This window comes from Micromonospora sp. WMMD1120, from assembly GCF_029626235.1.
Taxonomy (GTDB): domain Bacteria; phylum Actinomycetota; class Actinomycetes; order Mycobacteriales; family Micromonosporaceae; genus Micromonospora.
In genome coordinates this window covers 6,315,465-6,337,593 of the sequence record NZ_JARUBO010000005.1, presented here as the reverse complement: position 1 = coordinate 6,337,593, position 22,129 = coordinate 6,315,465, and the positions used below count along the sequence as shown (strand labels likewise).

At 75.5% G+C, this 22,129-nt stretch carries 2 protein-coding genes (1 of these 2 running past the window's edge); both read left to right on the top strand.

Features of this window, described 5'->3' with window-relative positions:
- The first annotated feature begins 204 nt into the window (after window positions 1-204).
- On the top strand, window positions 205-21,363 hold the full coding sequence (locus O7634_RS28910) for a type I polyketide synthase (RefSeq protein ID WP_278153294.1): 21,159 nt from the start codon (window positions 205-207) through the stop codon (window positions 21,361-21,363).
- Window positions 21,360-22,129: the start of a type I polyketide synthase gene (locus O7634_RS28905; protein ID WP_278153293.1), read on the top strand. Its footprint extends 15,268 nt past the window's final position; 770 of the gene's 16,038 nt are visible here — the first part of the coding sequence; the start codon lies at window positions 21,360-21,362; its stop codon lies beyond the right edge, outside the window. The genes O7634_RS28910 and O7634_RS28905 overlap by 4 nt, the downstream gene beginning before the upstream one ends.

Sequence of the window (22,129 nt, the reverse complement as noted above, 5' to 3'; positions counted from 1 at the left end):
CTCGATGCGCGCTTGCGGGCGGCCCGCAGGATTGGTAGGGACACAAATGAATTGACCAGCGGCGCTCCAGGCGAGTAATTTTTCGAACTCGGTTCTCCCGGTCGCGAAAGACTCGCGACAATGCGTCTCCAGGTCGGTCGACGGTGCGTGACATCGACGCGACCCCGGAGCCGGGAGAGTTGAGCGCGCGCTATGAATTCCGCAATGGAAATCGCCGTGATCGGGGCGTCCTGCCGATTGCCGCAGGCGCCCGATCCCGATTCCCTGTGGCGTCTGCTCACCGCCGGGCGCAGCGCTGTCGACCGCACCCCGGCCGACCGCTGGACGGAGCACGGCTGGGGGGTCGGCTTCGGCGGCTTCCTGGACCGGGTCGACCACTTCGACCCGGCGTTCTTCGGCATCTCGGCGCACGAGGCCACGGCGATGGACCCGCAGCAGCGGCTGGCCCTGGAGCTGGGCTGGGAGGCGCTGGAGGACGCCGGCCTGGTGCCCACCCGCCTGGAAGCCGGGCACACCGGCGTCTTCCTCGGCGCGACCGGCAACGACTACGCCCTGCTGCTCGACCGCCAGGGCCGGGGCGCGATCACCGCGCACTCGTTCACCGGCCAGCAGCGCGCGATGATCGCCAATCGCCTCTCGTACGCCCTGGGACTGCGCGGGCCCAGCATGGTCGTCGACACCGGACAGTCGTCGTCGCTCGTCGCCGTCCACCTCGCCTGCGAGAGCCTGCGCCGGGGCGAGTCGACAGTCGCGGTGGCCGGCGGTGTCAACCTGACAGTGACCGTCGAGAACGCGCTCATCGTGGCCCGCACCGGCGCGCTGTCGCCGGACGGCCGTTCCCGCGCCTTCGACGCCGACGCCAACGGCTTCGTCCGGGCCGAGGGCGGGGCGATGGTGGTGCTCAAGCCGCTCGCCGCCGCCCTCGCCGACGGCGACGTGGTGAGCGCCGTCATCCGGGGCAGCGCTGTCAACAACGACGGCGGCGGGCCGGGGCTCACCGTCCCCGAGGCGCGGGCCCAGGAGGAGGTCATCCGCCTCGCCTGCGCCCAGGCGGGAGTCGAGCCGACCGAGCTGGGCTACGTCGAGCTGCACGGCACCGGCACCCGCCGGGGCGATCCGGTCGAGGCGGCCGCGTTGGCCGCCGTCGCCGCCGGCCGGTCCACCGGGTCGCCGCTGCTGGTCGGCTCGGTCAAGACGAACGTCGGTCACCTGGAGGCCGCCGCCGGCATCGCCGGCCTGCTCAAGGTGGTGCTGTCGATACGGCACGACGAGCTGCCACCCAGCCTCCACTTCACCGCCGAAAGGCCGGACGCCCCGCTGGCCGCACGCAACCTGCGGGTGGTCACCGAGCGCACCGGCTGGCAGCGGCCGTTCCTGGCCGGCGTCAGCTCGTTCGGCATCGGCGGCACGAACTGCCACGTGCTCGTCGGGCCCGGTCCGTCGACGACCGCCGAGCCGGACGACGCCCTGCCGTCCATGAGCATCGCGCCGTGGCTGCTCTCCGCGCGTACCCCGGGGGCGTTGCGGGACCAGGCGCGGTCCCTGCTGTCCCGGCTGGAGCGGGACCCGGAGGCGAGGCTCGCCGACGTGGGGCACGGCCTCGCCGTGACCCGGACGGCATTCCCGGAGCGGGCCGCCGTCGTCGGGTCCGACCGGCCCACCATGACCGCCGGGCTCACCGCGCTGGCCGACGGTACGACGGCGCCCGGCGTGTGGCGCGGCACCGCCTCCGGCGGAGACCTGGCCTTCCTCTTCACCGGGCAGGGTGCGCAACGACCGGGCATGACCGCCGGCCTGTACGACGAGTTCCCGGTGTACGCCGCAGCCCTCGACGACGTCTGCGCCCGCTTCGACGCGCGCACCGGCGGGTCGCTGCGCGACGAGATCTTCGCCGCGCCTGAGGCGTCCCGGCTGGACCGCACCGAGGTCACCCAGCCGGCCCTGTTCGCCGTCGAGGTGGCCCTGTACCACCTCGCCGAGTCCTGGGGGCTGCGCCCGGACCTGCTGCTCGGCCACTCGGTCGGCGAGATCGCCGCCGCTCACGTCGCCGGCGTGCTCACCCTCGACGACGCCGCCACGCTCGTCGAGGCGCGCGGCCGGCTGATGGGGGAGCTGCCCACCGGCGGCGTCATGACCGCCGTACAGGCCACCGAGGAGGAGGTCACCGCCCTCCTCGGCGCGGAGGACGGTCGGGTGGCGCTCGCCGCTGTCAACGGGCCCAGCGCCGTCGTCATCTCCGGTGACCGGGCTGCTGTGGGCCGCGTCGCGGCGCGGCTGCGCGAGCGCGGACGCCGCACCCGCGACCTGTCGGTCAGCCACGCGTTCCACTCCGCGCTGCTGGAGTCGATGCTGGAGCGGTTCGCCGACGTGGCGCGGAGGCTGTCCTACACGCCGCCGGTCATCCCGATCGTCTCCAACGTCACCGGCACCGTGGTGACCGCGTTCACCGCCGACCACTGGGTGCGGCAGGCCCGGCACACCGTGCGCTTCGCCGACGGCGTCGCCGCCCTGCACGACGCGGGCGTCACGCGCCTGCTCGAACTCGGCCCGGACGGCGTCCTCAGCGCGATGGCCCGGGAGTGCCTCGCCGGGCGGGACGCCACCGTCGTACCGCTGCTGCGCCGCGACACCGACGACAGCACGGCGGTCACCACCGCGCTCGCCACGCTGCACTGCGCCGGACAGGACGTCGACTGGGTCACCTACTTCCGGCCGTACCGACCCCGGCGGGTCTCCCTGCCCACCTACGCCTTCCAGCGGCAGCGGTACTGGCTCGGGGAGAAGCCCACCACCACGGGCACGCCGACGCCCGAGGCGCGATTCGACGGCGACCCGCTGGACCTGGTCCGCGCCGAGATCGCCGCCCTGGGCGTACCGGAACCGGGCGCCCGCGACTCCTTCCACGACCTGGGGCTCGGCTCACTCCTGCTGGTCGACCTGGCGGCCCGGCTGACCGGTGCGACCGGAGTCACCCTCACCAGCGCCGACCTGTTCGACCACAGCACGCCGGAGCGCCTGGCCCACCATCTGCGGGCCGCCCTGTCGACGGCGAACGGGCAGCCGTCCACGCCGACGGAGGACGCGACCCGGACCGCCGCGACACCCGTCGCGAGCGAGCCTCCGGTCGCCGCGCACGGGGAGCCGATCGCGATCGTCGCCATGGCCTGCCGCTATCCGGGCGGGGTGACCGCGCCGGACGAGCTGTGGCGACTGGTCGCCGACGGTGTCGACGCCATCGGGGACTTTCCCACCGACCGGGGCTGGCCGGGGGAGGGCCGGGGCGGCTTCGTCGACGCGGCCGGGTTCGACGCCGAGCTGTTCGGCATCAGCCCCCGCGAGGCCGTCGCGATGGACCCGCAGCAACGCCTGCTCCTCGAACTGTCCTGGGAGGTGTTCGAACGCGCCGGGACACGCCCGGACCGCGACGCCGGGGTGTTCTTCGGCCTGAGCCCGCTCGGTTACGGGCCGGCGCTCGACGAGCCGGCCGAGGGCACCGAGGGGCACCGGCTGACCGGCACCACGCCCAGTGTGGCGTCCGGCCGGGTGGCGTACGCGCTCGGCCTGCACGGGCCCGCGCTGACGGTGGACACCGCCTGCTCGTCGTCGCTGGTGGCGCTGCACCTGGCGGCCGAGTCGCTGCGGCGCGGCGAGTGCGCGAGCGCGCTGGCCGGTGGCGCGGCGGTGATGGCGACGCCCGGGATGTTCGTGGAGTTCGCCCGCCAGGGTGGGCTGGCCGGTGACGGTCGGTGTAAGCCGTTCGCGGCGGCGGCCGACGGGACCGGCTGGTCCGAGGGCGCCGGTGTGCTGCTGCTGGAGCGGTTGAGCGACGCGCGGCGGCGGGGGCACCCGGTGCTGGCGGTGCTGCGGGGCTCGGCGGTGAACTCCGACGGCGCGTCCAACGGGCTCAGCGCCCCCAACGGCGCGGCCCAGCAGCGGGTGATCCGGGCGGCGCTGGACGCGGCCGGGTTGTCCGCGTCGGACGTGGACGCGGTGGAGGCGCACGGCACCGGCACCACCCTGGGCGACCCGATCGAGGCGCGGGCGCTGATCGCCGCGTACGGGCAGGGGCGGGACCGGCCGCTGTGGCTGGGGTCGCTCAAGTCGAACATCGGGCACACGCAGGCGGCAGCCGGCGTCGCCGGGGTGATCAAGATGGTGCTCGCGATGCGGCACGGCGTGCTGCCGCGCACCTTGCACGTCGACGCTCCCACCCCGCACGTCGACTGGACCGCCGGCGCGGTGTCGCTGCTGACCCGCGAGGTGCCGTGGGAGGGGCCGAGGCGCGCCGGGGTGTCGTCGTTCGGCATCAGCGGCACCAACGCCCACGTCATCATCGAAGCCGCCCCGACCGTGCCGGGCGACGCCGTGCCGGGCGACGCCGTGCCGGGCGACACCGATCCGAACGACGCCGCTTCGGCCACGGATCTCGACGCGCCGTGGATCGTCTCCGGCGCGAGCCCGCAGGCGGTGGCCGCGCGGATCGACGACCTGGGCGCGGTGCCCGCCGGACTACGGCGGGTGGACGTCGCGCACGCCCTGGCGGTCGGCCGTACCGCGCTGGACTACCGCGCCGTCGTCGGCCAGGACGTGATCCAGCGCGCCGGTGACGGCCGGGTGGTGTTCGTGTTCCCGGGTCAGGGTTCGCAGTGGACCGGGATGGGCCTTCAGTTGTGGGATACCGCGCCGGTGTTCGCCGCGTCGATGGAGGCGTGTGCGGAGGCGCTGAAGCCGTACACGGGTTGGTCGTTGCGGGAGGTGTTGGCGGGGCCGCTGGATCGGGTGGACGTGGTGCAGCCCGCGTTGTTCGCGGTGATGGTGTCGCTGGCCGCGTTGTGGCGGTCCTATGGCGTCGAGCCGTCGGCGGTGGTGGGGCATTCGCAGGGGGAGATCGCCGCGGCGTACGTGGCGGGCGCGTTGTCGTTGGATGACGCGGCGCGGGTGGTGGCGTTGCGGAGTCGGGCGTTGCGGGCCATCGCGGGTCGGGGTGGCATGGTGTCGGTGCCGTTCGCCGATCCCGATCCGGGTGAGCTGTCCGTCGCGGCCATCAACGGCCCGGACTCGACGATCCTGTCCGGTGACGCCGACGCGGTGCAGCGGTTCCTGGCGGCCGAGCCGCGCGCGAGGCGGATCGCCGTGGACTACGCGTCGCACTCGCCGCACGTCGAGGCCGTCCGCGAGGAGATCCTGACCGCGCTGGCGGACATCGCGCCGCGGCCCGCGCGGGTGCCGTTCTGTTCCACGGTCACCGGCGAGCGGTTCGACACCACCGGCCTCGACGCCGCCTACTGGTACCGCAACCTGCGGCAGACCGTCCGGTTCGCCGACGCGACCACCGCGCTGCCCGGGATGCTGGTCGAGGTCAGCCCGCACCCCGTACTCGGCCTCACCCTCGGCACCCTGCGCCGCGACCAGCACGACATGCGCACCGCCCTGGCCCGCGCCTGGACCCACGGCGCGCCGGTCGACTGGGCCACCGTGTACGCGCCACACCGCCCGCGCCGCGTCGAGCTGCCCACCTACCCGTTCCAGCGGCGGCGCTACTGGTCGACCCGGCGCCGCGGCGGCAACCCGGACACCGGCCATCCGCTGCTCGACGCGGTGATCGACCTGCCCGGCGGCGGACGCCTCTGCACCGCCCGGCTCCGCACCGACGACCACCGGTGGCTCGCCGACCACGCCGTCCTGGGCACCGTCCTGTTGCCCGGCACCGCGCTGCTCGAACTCGCAGTGCACGCCGCCGGCGGAGACACCGTCGCCGAGCTGGCCCTCGAAGCGCCGCTGCGCCTGCCGCCCGGCGTCCCGGTGCAGGTCCAGGTCGCCGTTGCCGCCGCCGACGCGGACGGCCGGCGCTCGCTGGAGGTGCACTCCCGCGCCGGTGCCGACGAGCCGTGGACCCGACACGCCCAGGGCAGCGTCGCAACCGGCCCCGCCGACCCGCCGCCGGCACCGCTCGCCGCGTGGCCGCCCCCGGGCGCCGTCGCCGTCGACCTGGACGGGCGGTACGACGACCTGGCCGACGACGGGTTCGACTACGGACCGGCGTTCCGGACGCTGCGGGCGGTGTGGCGGCACGGCGACGAGCTGTACGCCGCTGTCGAGTCCGCCGCCGACACCGCTGCCGCGACGTCCGCGCTGCTCGACGGCGCCCTGCACGCGCTCGGGCTCGGCCCGTTTTCGCTCGCCGGGCGCACCTGGCTCCCGTTCACCTGGACCGGGGTGACCCGACACGCGGCCACGCCCACCCACGGCCTACGCGTACGCGTCACGCCGGCGGGACCGGACGCGGTGGGGCTGACGTTCTTCGACGACGACGGCGAACCGGTGCTGACAGTCGCGGCGATGCGCGCCCGCCCGGTCACCCCCGCCCAACTCGGCGCGGTCACCAACGCGCTGCACCGGATCGAGTGGACCGCTGTGCCGCTGCCGCCGGACGGCGTACCCGGAACGAAGGTCGTGGCGGTCGACAGGCCGGCCGGCGCGGACCTGGCCACCGCCGCCCACGCCGCCGTCGTGGACGCGCTGCGGCTCGCGCAGGAACACCTGGCCGGCGACGGCGGCCCGCTGGTGGTCGTCACGCGCGGCGCGGTGGCCGTCACCGACGCGGACGCCGTGTCCGGGCTGGCCGCCGCCGGGGTGTGGGGCCTCATCCGGTCCGCGCAGAGCGAGAACCCGGACCGGTTCGTGCTGCTCGACCTGGAACCCGGCGCGGACCTGCCGGCCGCGTTGCCGCCCGGCGAGCCGCAGGTGGCAGTCCGCGCCGGCGCCGCGTACGTGCCGCGGCTCGTGCCGGCGATGCCGCCGGTGGATGCGACGCCGCCCGCCCTCGATCCGGACGGCACCGTCCTGATCACCGGCGCGACCGGCACCCTCGGCCGGCTTGTCGCCCGGCACCTGGTGACCACCCGTGGTGTCCGCCACCTGCTGCTGCTCAGCCGGCGCGGATACGTCGCCGACCTGGCCGGCGAACTCGCCGACCTCGGTGCGGATGCCCGGTTCGTCGCCTGCGACGTCAGCGACCGGGACGCCCTCGCCGCGGCGGTGGCCACCATCCCGGCCGACCACCCGCTGACCGCTGTCGTGCACCTGGCCGGCGTCCTCGACGACGGGGTGATCGGGTCGCTCACCCCGGAACGGGTCGCGACGGTACTGCGGCCCAAGCTCGACGCCGCGGTCCACCTGCACGAGCTGACCACCGACGCGGACCTGCGGGCCTTCTGGCTGTTCTCCTCGGTGCTCGGCGTCATCGGCGGCCCCGGCCAGGCCGGGTACGCGGCGGCGAACACGTTCCTCGACGCCCTCGCCCAGCACCGGCGTGCCGCCGGACGGCCCGCGCTGTCGCTTGCCTGGGGCCTGTGGGCCGAGCGCAGCGGGATGACCGGCGACCTGAGCGACGTGGACAGGCGTCGGCTGGCCCGCAACGGCCTGCTGCCGCTCGACACCGAGGAGGGCCTGGACCTGCTCGACCGGGCCTGCGCCCTGGACGTCGCGGTGGCCGTACCGGCCCGCCTGGACCGCGCCGCGCCGACGTCCCGCCCGTCCCGGCGGCTGCGTCACCTGCCGGTCGCCGAGCGTGGCGACGCCCTGCGCGCTGTCGTACGGCGGGCCGTCGCCACCGTCCTCGGGCACCCTGCCGACCACCCGATCGACGAGGACCGCCCGTTCAAGGCGCTCGGGTTCGAATCGCTCACCGCCCTGGAACTGCGCAACCAGCTCGCCGCCGCCGTCGGCCTGCGACTGCCCGCGACGCTGGTCTTCGACCACCCCACGGTCTCCGCGCTCGCCGGCCACCTCGACGGCCTGCTCGCCGGCAGGGCTGCCGTCGTCGCCGCCCCCGTCGCCGACCGGGCCGTCGACGAGCCGATCGCCATCGTCGCCATGGGTTGCCGCTACCCCGGCGACGTGCGCTCGCCCGAGGACCTGTGGCGGCTCGTCGCCACCGAGACCGACGCCATCTCCGTGTTCCCCGCCGATCGCGGCTGGGACGAACGCCTCTACGACCCGGACCCGGCACGCGCCGGGCACTCGTACACCCGGCACGGCGGTTTCCTGTACGACGTCGCCGACTTCGACGCCGAGTTCTTCGGCATCAGCCCGCGTGAGGCGACAGCGATGGACCCGCAGCAACGGCTGCTGCTGGAGATCTCCTGGGAGACCTTCGAACGGGCCGGCCTCGACCCCCGTGCGCTGCACGGCCAGCAGGTCGGGGTGTTCGCCGGTGCCATGTACCACGACTACGCCGGCCGGTTCGCCACCGCGCCGGAGGGCTACGAGGGGCACCTGCTGACCGGCAACACCGGCAGCGTGCTGTCCGGGCGGGTCGCGTACACCTTCGGTTTCCAGGGTCCGGCCGTCACCGTCGACACCGCCTGTTCGTCGTCGCTGGTGGCGCTGCACCTGGCGGCGGAGTCGCTGCGGCGCGGCGAGTGCGCGATGGCGCTGGCCGGTGGCGTCGCGGTGATGGCCACCCCGACCACGTTCGTGGAGTTCAGCCGCCAGGGCGGGCTCTCCGCCGACGGTCGGTGCAAGCCGTTCGCGGCGGCGGCCGACGGGACGGGATGGTCCGAGGGCGCCGGCGTGCTGCTGCTGGAGCGGCTGAGCGACGCGCGCCGGCTCGGGCACCCGGTGCTGGCGGTGCTACGCGGCTCGGCGGTCAATCAGGACGGCGCGTCGAACGGGTTGAGCGCGCCGAGCGGGCCGGCCCAGCAGCGGGTCATCCGGGCCGCCCTGGACGCGGCCGGGTTGACGCCGGCGGACGTGGACGCGGTGGAGGCGCACGGCACCGGCACCACCCTCGGCGACCCGATCGAGGCGCAGGCGGTGATCGCCGCGTACGGCGAGCGTCGCGCGCGTCCGCTGCGGCTCGGCTCGGTGAAGTCGAACATCGGGCACACCCAGGCCGCCTCCGGCGTCGCCGGGGTGATCAAGATGGTGCTCGCGATGCGGCACGGCATGCTGCCCCGCACCCTGCACGTGGACGCGCCCAGCCCGCACGTGGACTGGTCCGCCGGCACCGTGTCGCTGCTGGAGCGGGCCGAGCCGTGGCCGGCGCGGGAGCGCCCACGCCGGGCCGGCGTGTCGTCGTTCGGGGTGAGCGGCACCAACGCGCACGTCATCGTCGAGGGGGTCGAGCCGGACACCGTCGCCCCCGACGACCCGGGGCCGCAGGTGCCGTGGGTCCTCTCCGGACACTCCGCGGAGGCGCTGCGCGACCAGGCCGTACGGCTGCGGTCGGTGACCGGTCACCGACCTGTCGACGTCGGTGCGGCGCTGGCGGCCCGGACCGCGTTCGCGCACCGCGCTGTCGTCGCGGACGACGATGCCCTGGCCGCGCTGATCGCCGGACGGGAGCACCCGGGCCTGGTCCACGGCACCGCGGAGGCGGTGGCACGACCGGTCTTCGTCTTCCCGGGTCAGGGTTCGCAGTGGACCGGCATGGGTCTGGAGCTGTGGGATACCGCGCCGGTGTTCGCCGCGTCGATGGAGGCGTGTGCGGAGGCGTTGCGTCCGCACACGGGGTGGTCGTTGCGGGAGGTGCTGGCGGGGCCGCTGGATCGGGTGGACGTGGTGCAGCCCGCGTTGTTCGCGGTGATGGTGTCCCTCGCTGCGTTGTGGCGCTCCTATGGCGTCGAGCCGTCGGCGGTCGTTGGGCACTCGCAGGGGGAGATCGCCGCCGCGTACGTGGCGGGCGCGTTGTCGTTGGACGACGCGGCGCGGGTGGTGGCGTTGCGGAGTCGGGCGTTGCGGACCATCGCGGGTCGGGGTGGCATGGTGTCGGTGCCGTTCGCCGATCCCGATCCGGGTGAGCTGTCGGTGGCGGCGCTCAACGGTCCGGACTCGACGATCCTGTCCGGTGACGCCGACGCGGTGCAGCGGTTCCTGGCGGCCGAGCCGCGCGCGAGGCGGATCGCCGTGGACTACGCGTCGCACTCGCCGCACGTCGAGGCCGTCCGCGAGGAGATCCTGACCGCGCTGGCGGACATCGCGCCGCGGCCCGCGCGGGTGCCGTTCTATTCCACGGTCACCGGCGAGCGGTTCGACACCACCGGCCTCGATGCCGCCTACTGGTACCGCAACCTACGGCAGACCGTCCGCTTCGCCGACGCTGTCGCGGAGATGGACACACTCATCGAGGTCAGCCCACACCCCGTACTCGGCCTCACCCTCGGCACCCTGCGCCGCGACCAGCACGACCTGGACACCGCCCTGGCCCGCGCCTGGACCGCCGGCGTACCTGTCGACTGGGCCCGCCGCTACGCGCCGCACCGGCCGGTGCCCGTCGAGCTGCCCACGTACCCCTTCCAACGCCGCCGCCACTGGCTGGAGGCGCCCGCCGCCCCGGCCACCGGCGGCCCCGGGCGGTACCGGATCGCCTGGCACCCGACCACACTGCCGGACGCCGCGCTGCGCGGCACCTGGCTGCTCGTCACCCCCACCGACGCGCCGCACCCCGACCTCACGCCGACGCTGACCCGGCACGGCGCCGCGATCCGGCACCTCGCCGTCGCCGCCGGCGACGACCTCATCGCCGGCCTGCGCGAGGCCGCCGCCGCCGGGCCGATCGCCGGGGTGCTCTCCCTCCTGGGGTACGACGAGAGCCCGCACCCGGCGCACCCGGACGTGCCCAACGGCCTGGCCGCCACGCTGGCGCTGACCCAGGCGCTCGGCGTCACCGAGATCGGCGCCCCGCTCTGGCTGGCCACCCGCTCCGCGGTGTCCACCGGCACCGGCGACCCCCTCGACGCGCCGGTCCAGTCCATGATCTGGGGTCTGGGCCGGGTCGTCGGCCTGGAGCACGGCGACCGCTGGGGTGGCCTCGTCGACCTGCCCGACGAGATCGACGCCCCGGCCGGCGACCGGCTCGCCGCGGTGCTGACCGGTCGCGACGGCGAGGACCAGGTAGCGATCCGCCCGCACGCCGTCCTGCTGCGTCGGCTGGTGCCCGAGCCCGCCGACCCCACCCCGCGCACGCCCTGGCAACCGTCCGGCACCGTGCTGGTCACCGGCGGCACCGGCGCGCTCGGCGCGCACGTCGCCCGCTGGGCCGCCCGGCACGGCGCCGCGCACCTGGTGCTGCTCAGCCGTCGGGGACCGGACGCGCCCGGCGTCGACCAGCTCCGGTCCGACCTCGCCGCGCTCGGCGCCCAGGTCACTGTGCTGTCCTGCGACGTCGCCGACCGCGAGCGGCTCGCCGCGATCGTCGCCGCGCACCCGCCCACCGCAGTGGTGCACACCGCCGCCGCGCTGGACGACGCCACGGTGCGGGAGCTGCGCCCGGACCAGCTCGGCACCGCGCTGGCCGCGAAGGCCACCGCCGCCGTCCACCTCGACGACCTCACCCGGCACCTCGACCTCCAGGCGTTCGTGCTGTTCTCCTCGATCGCCGGCACGCTCGGCGTACCCGGGCAGGCCGGTTACGCCCCCGGCAACGCCTTCCTCGACGCCCTCGCCGAGCGTCGGCGCGCCGCCGGCCTGCCGGCCACGTCGATCGCCTGGGGCGCCTGGGCCGGCGGCGGGATGGCCGCCCAGGCCGGGGTGGAGGACCTGCTGCGCCGGCACGGCCTGCCGCAGATGCCGCCGGAGACCGCCCTGGAGGGCATGCGCCGGGCGGTCGAGGCCGGCGTCCCCTCGGTCGCCGTGGTGGACGTCGAGTGGGACCGGTTGTACCTGGCGTTCACCGCCTCCCGGGTCCGGCCGCTGCTGCACGCCGTGCCCGAGGTGCGCGTCATCCGCGCCGCCGAGGCCCGCCGGGCGCAGCCGGCCCCGCTCACCGCCGTCGCCGCCCCGGACCGCCGGCGCGCGCTGCTCGACCTGGTCCGCGGGCACGTGGCGGCCACGCTCGGGCACACCGGGCCGGACCAGGTCCGCGCCGACCGCTCGTTCAAGGACCTCGGCTTCGACTCGCTCACCGGCGTGGAGATCCGCAACCGGCTCGGTGCGGCCACCGGGCTGCGGCTGCCCGTCACCGTCGTCTTCGACGAGCCGACGCCCCGCGCGCTGGCGAACCGGCTGCACGGCGAGCTGTTCGGCGACGCCGCCCCGGCCGCCGTCGTGACGCAGACCGGCGGCCACGACGGCGATCCGGTGGTGCTGGTGGCGGCGAGCTGCCGCTTCCCGGGCGACATCGACAACCCCGAGGACCTCTGGCGTACGGTGCTCGCCGGCGACGACACCGTCGGCGCGTTCCCCGACGACCGGGGCTGGCGCGACGACCTGTACGACCCGGACCCGGCACACCGGGGCACCTCGTACGCCCGCGAGGGCGCGTTCCTGCGCGACGCGGCGGGATTCGACGCGGCGTTCTTCTCGATCAGCCCACGCGAGGCGCTGGCCATGGACCCGCAGCAACGCCTGCTGCTGGAACTCGCCTGGGAGGCGACCGAGCGGGCCGGCATCGACCCGTCGACGCTGCGCGGCAGCCGGACCGGCGTGTTCGCGGGCACCAACGGCCAGGACTACCCGACGGTGCTCGCCGGCACCGAGGCCGCGAGCGGCGGTGAGGGCTACCTGGTCACCGGCAGCGCGGCGAGCGTCTTCTCCGGCCGCATCGCGTACGCCCTCGGGCTCGAGGGCCCCGCCCTCACCGTCGACACCGCCTGCTCGTCCGCTCTCGTCGCGGTGCACCTGGCCGCGCAGGCGCTGCGCCGGGGCGAATGCGACCTCGCGCTCGCCGGCGCGGTCACCGTCATGTCGACCCCGGCGCTGTTCGTCGAGTTCAGCCGCCAACGCGGCCTCGCCCCGGACGGCCGCTGCAAGCCGTTCGCGGCCGGCGCGGACGGGACGGGCTGGGGCGAGGGCGCGGGCCTGGTGCTGCTCGAACGACTCTCCGACGCGCGCCGGCACGGGCACCCGGTGCTCGCCGTGCTGCGCGGCAGCGCTGTCAACTCCGACGGCGCCAGCAACGGCCTGACCGCCCCGAACGGCCCCGCGCAGCAGCGCGTCATCCGGCAGGCGCTGGCCGACGCCGGCCTGAGCGCCGGCCAGGTCGACGCCGTGGAGGCACACGGCACCGGCACCACACTCGGCGACCCGATCGAGGCGCAGGCTCTGCTGGCGACGTACGGGCAGGATCGGGAACGCCCGCTCTGGCTCGGATCGGTCAAGTCGAACCTCGGCCACACCCAGGCGGCGGCCGGCGTGGCGGGCCTGATCAAGATGGTGGAGGCGCTGCGACACGGCGTCCTGCCGCCGACGCTGCACGTGGACGCGCCGACGCCGCACGTGGACTGGTCCGCCGGCGCGGTACGGCTGCTCACCGAGCCGACGCCGTGGCAGCCGCGCGACGGGGAGCCGCGCCGGTTCGGCATCTCCGCGTTCGGCATCAGCGGCACCAACGCCCACGCCGTCCTGGAAGCGCCACCGGCCGACGTGGAGGTCCCTGAGGCCTCTTCCCGGTCGGCGCCGGCGGCGCTGCCGTTCCCCCTCGCCGGGCAGAGCGGTGCGGCGCTGCGGGCGCAGGCCGACCGGTTGCGCGTCGCGCTGCGCGCCGAGCCGGCCGTCGCCGACGTCGACGTGGCGTACTCGCTGGCCACCACCAGGGCCGCGCTCGACCATCGCGCCGTCGTCGTGGCCGCCGACCGCGACGAACTGCTCCGCGGGCTCGACGCCCTCGCCGACGACAGGCCCTCCGCGCGACTCGTCCGGGGCGTACCGGCCGGCGGGGACGACGGGCTCGCCTACCTGTTCACCGGTCAGGGCAGCCAGCGCGCCGGCATGGGCCTCGCGCTGTACGACGCGTTCGGCGCGTACGCCGAGTCGTTCGACGCGGTCTGCGACCGGCTGGACCGGCACCTCGACCGTCCGATCCGCGACGTGCTGCGCGATGATCCCGTGGCGCTCGACCGCACCGAGTTCGCCCAACCCGCCCTGTTCGCCGTGGAGGTCGCCCAGTTCCGGCTCCTGGAGAGCTGGGGTGTCCGGCCGGCCCGGGTCACCGGGCACTCCATCGGCGAGCTGGCCGCCGCCCACGTCGCCGGTGTGCTCGACCTCGACGACGCCACCGCGCTGGTGGCCGCGCGCGGCCGGCTCATCCAGGCGGTGCGCCGCCCCGGGGCGATGACCGCCGTCGAGGCCACCGTCGAGGAGGTGCTGCCGCTGCTGGACGGCCACGACACCGCCGTGGGGCTCGCCGCCGTCAACGCGCCCCACGCCTGCGTCGTCTCCGGCGACCCGGACCACGTCCAGCGGATCACCACCCACCTGCGGGAGATGGGCCGCAAGGTCCGGGCGCTGCGGGTCAGCCACGCGTTCCACTCGCCGCACCTGGACGCCGTGCTCGACGACTACCGCCGGGTCGCCGCGAGCCTCCGGTACGCGCCGCCGGACATCCCGCTGGTGTCCACAGTCACCGGTGCGCCGCTCACCGCCGAGCAGGCCACCGACCCGGATCACTGGGTACGCCAGCTCCGCGAGCCGGTGCGGTTCCTCGACGCCGTACGCCGGCTGCACGCCGACGGGGCGACGACCTACCTGGAACTCGGGCCGGACGGCGTGCTGTCCGGCCTCGTCGAGCAGTGCGTCGGCGTGGCCGGGGTGCCGGTGCTGCGCGATCAGCGACCCGAGGTGCCCGCGCTGCTGGGCGCCGTCGGCCACCTGCACGTCAACGGCGTACCCGTGGACTGGTCCGCGTTGTTCGCGGGCACCGGCGCGCGTCGGACGGCGCTGCCCACGTACGCCTTCCAGCGTCGCCGCTTCTGGCCGGGCGCGGGCGGCGGGTCCGCCGACGCGGTGGCCGGCCGGCGGTACCGGGTCGGCTGGCGGGCGCTGCCGGAGCCGACGCCGATCCGGCCGGCGGGCACCTGGCTGGTCCTTCAGGACCGCGCGGACCCGCTGGTGGACCTCATGGTTGCCGAAGGCATCGGTGTGCTGGCCGCGACGGAGGTGCCCGGACCGGCCCGGCTGGCCGCCGCCGGGCCCGTCGCCGGGGTGCTCAGCCTGCTTCCGCCCGACGGCACGCTGGCCGCGATGCGCGCGCTCGCCACGGCGGACCTCGACACCCCGCTCTGGGTGGTGACCCGCCGAGCGGTCCGCGTCGTCGACGGCGACGCGCCGCCGGAGCCGCGCGCCGCCGCCGTGTGGGGCCTCGGCCGGGTGTTCGCCCTGGAGCACCCGGGTCTCTGGGGCGGCCTCGTCGATCTGCCGGAGCGCCCGGACCGCGCCGCGCTCGACCGGTTGCTGGGCATCCTGGGTGGCGGGGCCGGCGACGAGGACCAGATCGCCGTACGCGAGACCGGCGGCTTCGCCCGGCGTCTGGAGCGCGCCACCACGGCGGGTGTGGCGCGACCGGTCTGGCAGCCGCGCGGCACCGTGCTGATCACCGGCGGCACCGGGGCGCTCGGCGGCCACGTCGCCCGGTGGCTGGCCCGCGCCGGGGCGGCGCACCTGCTGCTCGCCTCCCGTCGGGGCGAGGACGCGCCCGGCGTCGCCGAACTGCGCGCGGACCTCACCGCGCTCGGTGCCCGGGTCACCGTCGCCGCCTGCGACCTGGCCGACCGGGAGGCGGTCGCCGGGCTCCTCGCGTCGGTGCCGGCCGACGAGCCGCTGAGCGCCGTCGTGCACACCGCCGGCATCGTGCGGGAAGCCCCGCTGCGCGACACCGACGTCGCCGACCTGCACGAGGTGGCCGCCGCGAAGGTGGCCGGGGCCGAACACCTCGACGACCTGCTCGCCGACACCCCGCTCGACGCGTTCGTGCTGTTCTCGTCCGTCGCGGGAGTGTGGGGCAGCGGCGGGCAGGCCGCGTACGCCGCCGCCAACGCCGCGTTGGACGCCGTCGCCGAGCGCCGCCGGGCCCGGGGACTGACCGCCACGTCCGTCGCCTGGGGCCCCTGGTCGGGCGGCGGCATGGCGGACGAGGCGTCCACCGAACGCCTGCGTCGCCGCGGAGTGGCGGCGCTCAGCCCGGCCGACGCGCTGGCCGCGCTCCGGCGGGTGCTCGCCGACGACGAGACCACCTGCGCGGTGGCCGACGTCGACTGGGACACGTTCGCCGCCACCTTCGCCGCCGCCCGCCCCCGCCCCCTGCTCGCCGACCTGGTCGAGCCGGCCACGACGAGCACGACCCACCCGACACCGATACCGACCGCGCACCGCGACCGGTTCCTGCTCGACATGGTCCGCGAGCACGCGGCGGCCGTCCTCGGACACGACACGACCGACGCCATCGAGGCCGACCGCGCCTTCAGCGACCTGGGCTTCGACTCGCTGACCGCAGTGGAGCTCCGCCGGTTGGTGCAGGAGCGGACCGGCCTGCCGTTGCCCGTCACCGTCGTCTTCGACCACCCCACCCCGGCCGCGCTGGCGGCGGCGCTCGCCGCCCGGCTCGACGACGAGGTCACCGACGCCGTACCGGTGGCGCACTCGGACCCCACCGAGCCGATCGCGATTGTCGCCATGTCCTGCCGGTACCCGGGCGGGGTCTCCGCGCCGGAGGACCTGTGGCGGCTGGTCCGCGAGGGCGGCGACGTGCGCGGGCCGTTCCCGCAGGACCGGGGCTGGGACCCGGACCGCGCCGCGCGCAGCGACGTGCGGGTGGGCGGGTTCCTGGAGGGGGCGGCCGATTTCGACGCGGGGTTCTTCGGGATCAGTCCGCGCGAGGCGGTGGCGATGGATCCGCAGCAGCGGTTGCTGTTGGAGACGTCGTGGGAGGCGTTCGAGCGGGCCGGGATCGATCCGAGGTCGCTGCGCGGCAGCCGTACCGGGGTGTTCGTCGGCGCCGCGCCCCAGGGGTACGGCAGCGCGGCCGTCGCCGTGCCCGCCGAGGTGAAGGGCTACCAGCTCACCGGCAGCGCCACGAGCGTCTTCTCCGGACGCGTGTCGTACGTCCTCGGCTTGCAGGGTCCGGCACTGACCGTCGACACCGCGTGTTCGTCGTCGCTGGTCGCGCTGCACCTGGCGAGTCAGGCGCTCCGGCGCGGCGAGTGCGACCTGGCGCTGGCCGGCGGCGTCGCGGTGATGGCGACCCCTGACGTCTTCGTGGAGTTCAGCCGTCAGGGTGGTCTGGCCGCCGACGGCCGGTGCAAGGCGTTCGCGGAAACGGCGGACGGCACCGGTTGGTCGGAGGGTGTGGGTTGGTTGGTGGTGGAGCGGTTGTCCGACGCTCGCCGCCACGGCCACCCGGTCCTCGCTGTGGTGCGGGGTTCGGCGGTGAATCAGGACGGTGCGTCGAACGGGTTGACGGCGCCGAGTGGTCCGGCGCAGGAGCGGGTGATCGCGGCGGCGTTGGCGGATGCGGGTTTGTCTCCGGCGGATGTGGATGTGGTGGAGGCGCACGGTACGGGGACGCGGTTGGGTGATCCGATCGAGGCGGGGGCGGTGATCGCCGCGTATGGGCGGGGTCGGGATCGGCCGTTGTGGTTGGGGTCGGTGAAGTCGAATCTGGGTCATACGCAGGCGGCGGCCGGGGTTGCCGGGCTGATGAAGATGGTCCTCGCCATGGGCCATGGTGTTCTGCCGCGGACGGTGCACGTGGATGCGCCGTCGTCGGCGGTGGACTGGTCGGCGGGTGCGGTGCGGTTGGTGACCGACGAGGTGCCCTGGTCGGGGGAGACCCGGCGGGCGGGTGTGTCGGCGTTCGGGATGAGCGGGACGAACGCGCACGTGATCGTGGAGGCGCCACCGCCAGCCCCGTCGCCGTCAGAGGCGGCCGGACCGGAGGTGCCGTGGGTGGTGTCGGCGGCGACGCCGGAGGCCCTGTCCGCGCAGGTGCGGGCCGTCGCCGAGCTGCGGCCGGCATCGTCTTCCCCCGAGTCGACGCTGCGGCCGGCCCCGACCGGTGGATCGGGTCTGCGGTCGGTGGATGTGGCGTTCACCCTCGCCGTGGGTCGGGCGGGGTTGCCGTGGCGGTGGGTGGTGGGGGAGGACCTGCCGGTTCGGGCCGGTGACGGTCGGGTGACGTTCGTGTTCCCGGGTCAGGGTTCGCAGTGGACCGGGATGGGTCTTCAGTTGTGGGATACCGCCCCGGTGTTCGCGGCCTCGATGGAGGCGTGTGCGGAGGCGTTGCGTCCGCATACCGGGTGGTCGTTGCGCGACGTGCTGGCGGGGCCGCTGGACCGGGTGGATGTGGTGCAGCCGGCGTTGTTCGCGGTGATGGTGTCGCTGGCCGCGTTGTGGCGGTCCTACGGTGTGCAGCCGTCGGCGGTGGTGGGGCATTCGCAGGGGGAGATCGCCGCCGCGTACGTGGCGGGCGCGTTGTCGTTGGACGACGCGGCGCGGGTGGTGGCGTTGCGGAGTCGGGCGTTGCGGGCCATCGCGGGTCGGGGCGGCATGGTGTCGCTCCCCTTCGCCGACGTCGATCCGGGTGAGCTGTCGGTGGCGGCGCTCAACGGCCCGGATTCCACGATCCTGTCCGGTGACGCCGACGCCGTCGAGCGGTTCCTGGCGGCCGAGCCGCGCGCGAGGCGGGTCGCTGTGGATTACGCGTCGCACTCGCCGCACGTGGACGCGGTGCGCGAGGAGATCCTGACCGCGTTGGCCGATATCGCGCCGCGCTCGGCGGACGTGCCGTTCTATTCCACGGTCACCGGTGGGCTCATCGACACGGCGGGGCTGGATGCCGAGTACTGGTTTCGGAACCTGCGCGAGACGGTGCGGTACGCGGACGCGACCGCCGGGATGGGCACGGTGGTCGAGGTCAGTCCGCATCCGATCCTGGCCCGTGAGTTGGGCACGGTGCGCCGTGACGACGGTGGGTTGGACCGGTTCCTCGACTCGGTGGCCCGGGTCTGGGCGCGCGGCGCGTCCGTGGACTGGGAGGCGGTGTTCGCCGGTCGCGACGCCCGCCGGGTGGTGCTGCCGACGTATGCGTTCCAACGCCGCCGCTACTGGCTGGACGGCAGCCTGCCCGGCTGGCTGGGCGAGCCCGTCTCCTGGGCGCAGGGCCTGAAATTCGACGGCCGCGTCACCGGGGACTGGTTGGCCGACCACGCTGTCGACGGGACCGCGCTGGTGCCCGGCACCGGGCTGCTGGAGATGGTGCTGCGCGCGGGCGGTCGGGTCGAGGAGTTGACACTGCACGCCCCGCTGCACCCACCGGCGACGGTGCAGATGGTCGTCGGGCGGCCCGACGACACCGGCCGACGCGCCGTGTCGGTGCACTCCCGCACCGGCCAGGACTGGACACTGCACGCCTCCGGCACCCTGCTGCCCGACGACGCCCCCGCGCCGCCGAACGACGACGCGCCCTGGCCACCCGCCGACGCCGTACCTGTCGACCCGCGACAGATCCTGGACCGGCTGGCGGACACCGGTCTGCGCTACGGGCCGGCGTTCCGGGGTCTGCGCGCGGTGTGGCGGCATGGCGACGACACTCTCGCCGAGGTGGCGCTCCCGGACGGCCTCGACGCCCACCACTTCGGGCTGCACCCGGCGCTGCTCGACGCCGCCACCCACGCCGCCGCGCTGACCGGGGTCGCCGCCGGCGACCCGGCCCGGGTGCCGTTCACCTTCACCGGGGTACGGCTGCACGCCACCGGCGCGACGACCGTCCGGGTACGGCTACGGCACACCCCGTCCGGGGCGGTGTCGCTCGCCCTGTCCGACGTGACCGGCGCGCCGGTGGCCACCGTGGACGCGCTGGTCAGCCGGCCGCTGACCGCGCTGCCGGCCGACGCGCTGTTCCGCGTCGCCTGGTCGCCGTCCACCGCCGCCGCGACCCCCGGCGACCTTGTCGTCGTCGGCCCCGATCCGCTGGCGCTGGCCAACGGCGCGCCGACGTACGCCGACCTGGCGGCGTTGGGTCGAGCTGTCACGCAGGGCGCGCCCGCGCCCCGCTACGTCCTGGCGACCTGCCTGTCCGATCCGAACGACCCGACCGCCTCGGCGCGGTCGGCGGTGCACCGGGTCCTCCGCCTGACGCAGGCGTTCCTCGCCGATCCGGCGCTGACCCCGTCCCGACTGGTGATCGTGACCCGGCACGCGGTGGCCACCGATCCGGACGCCGACGTCACCGACCTGGCCCACGCCGCCGCCTGGGGACTCGTCCGCTCGGCGCAGTCGGAGCACCCGGACCGGTTCGTCCTGGTCGATGTGGACGACACGGCCGAGTCGCAGCGGGCGCTGCCCGACCTGCTCAGCGCTACCGAGCCGCAGCTGGCCGTCCGGGCCGGCGCGCCGCTCGTACCCCGGCTCGTCCGGGCGGCGGCGCCCCGGGAGCGCCGGGACGCCCTGGACCGCGACGGGACCGTCCTCGTCACCGGCGGCACCGGCACGCTGGGCGCCCTGGTCGCCCGGCACCTGGTCGTCGCGCACGGCGTCCGCCACCTGCTGTTGGCGAGCCGGCGCGGCGGGGGCGACGACCTCGTCGCCGAACTCGGCGCGCTGGGCGCGAACGTGGCGGTGGTGGCGTGCGACATCGGCGACCGGGAGGCGACCGCCCGGCTGCTCGGTCGGGTTCCCGCCGCGCATCCGCTGACCGCGGTGATCCACCTGGCCGGGGTGCTCGACGACGGACTCCTGGAGACGATGACCGCCGCGCAGCTCGACCGGGTCGCCCGTCCCAAGATCGACGGTGCGGCGCACCTGCACGAGCTGACCCGCGACGACAAGCTCAGCGCGTTCGTGCTCTTCTCCGCGGCGGCCGGCGTGCTCGGTCGACCGGGACAGGCCAACTACGCGGCGGCGAACACCTTCCTGGACGCCCTCGCCCAGCACCGCCGGGCGCAGGGGCTACCCGCGGTGGCGGTCGCCTGGGGCCTGTGGGCGGGCGGCGGCGGGATGACCGGCCATCTCACCGACTCCGACGTCGCACGGGTCCGTCGCGCCGGCGTACGGGCGCTCTCCCCGGCGCAGGGGCTCGCCCTCCTCGACGCCGCCCTGGCGATGACGGCGCCGGCCGTCGTCGCCGCCCACCTCGACCTGGCGGCGCTCCCCGAAACGGGAGCGTCCGCCCTCCTGCGCGGCCTCGGTGAACCCCGGGCTCGCGCGGTGCCCCGGGCCGCTGAAACCCCCCCAGTGGCCCGGGGCACCCCCCACAGTCCGTCCTCGCTGCTCGACCTGGTCCGTGAACACGCGGCGGTGGTGCTCGGTCACGGCGCCGCCGACGCGGTCCCGGAGACGCACGGATTCCTCGAGCTGGGGTTCGACTCGCTGACCGCCGTCGAACTGCGCAACCGCCTGGCCACGGTGACCGGCCAGCGGTTGCCGGCCACGCTCCTGTTCGACCATCCCACCCCGCAGCGGCTCGCCGAGCACCTGGCGACCCTCCTGACGCCGGTGCAACCCGGGCCGGCTGCGGCCCCCGCGCCGGAACGGCCCGAACCGGCGCGACCCGAACCGGCGGTGCTCGGCGACGCGACAGCCGACGAGGTGTTCGCCTTCATCGACGAGCAGCTCGGTCGTCGTACCGCGCGGGAAGGTGGCGTCCGGTGAGCAACGAGGAGAAGCTGCTCGACTATCTCAAGTGGGTGACCGCCGACCTCGCCTCGGCACGCGAACGCGTCCACGAGCTGGAGAGCCGGGAGCGGGAGCCGGTCGCGATCGTCTCGATGGCCTGCCGGTACCCCGGTGGCGTGCGGTCGCCCGAGGAGCTGTGGTCGCTGCTGACCGCCGGTGGCGACGCGGTGGCGGGCTTCCCGACCGACCGTGGCTGGGACCTCGACGCCCTCTACGACCCCGACCCGGACCGGCCCGGCACCTGCTACGCCCGCGCGGGCGGCTTCCTGACCGACGCCGCCGACTTCGAGCCGGCGTTCTTCCGGATCAGCCCCCGCGAGGCGGTGGCGATGGACCCCCAGCAACGCCTGCTGCTGGAGGTCTCGTGGGAGGCGTTCGAACGGGCCGGGATCGACCCGTCGGCCGCCCGGGGAAGCCAGACCGGTGTGTTCGCCGGTGTCATGTCGCACGACTACGCCGCCCGGCTGCCCCGGGCGCCGGAGGGCAGCGAGGGCTACTTCGCCAACGGCAGCGCGGGCAGCATCGCCTCCGGCCGGATCGCGTACACCCTGGGCCTGGAGGGGCCCGCCGTGACCGTCGACACGGCCTGCTCGTCGTCGCTGGTCAGCCTGCACCTGGCCGTACGGGCGCTGCGCAACGGCGACTGCGCGATGGCGTTGGCCGGCGGCGTGACGGTGATGGCCACCCCGAACATGCTGATCGAGGCCGCCCGGCAGCGTGGCCTCGCCCGGGACGGCCGGTG

Bases quoted from the DNA above. Each gene is read 5' to 3' on its own strand.
- O7634_RS28910 (WP_278153294.1), top strand. From the start codon at position 205: ATGGAAATCGCCGTGATCGGGGCGTCCTGCCGATTGCCGCAGGCGCCC.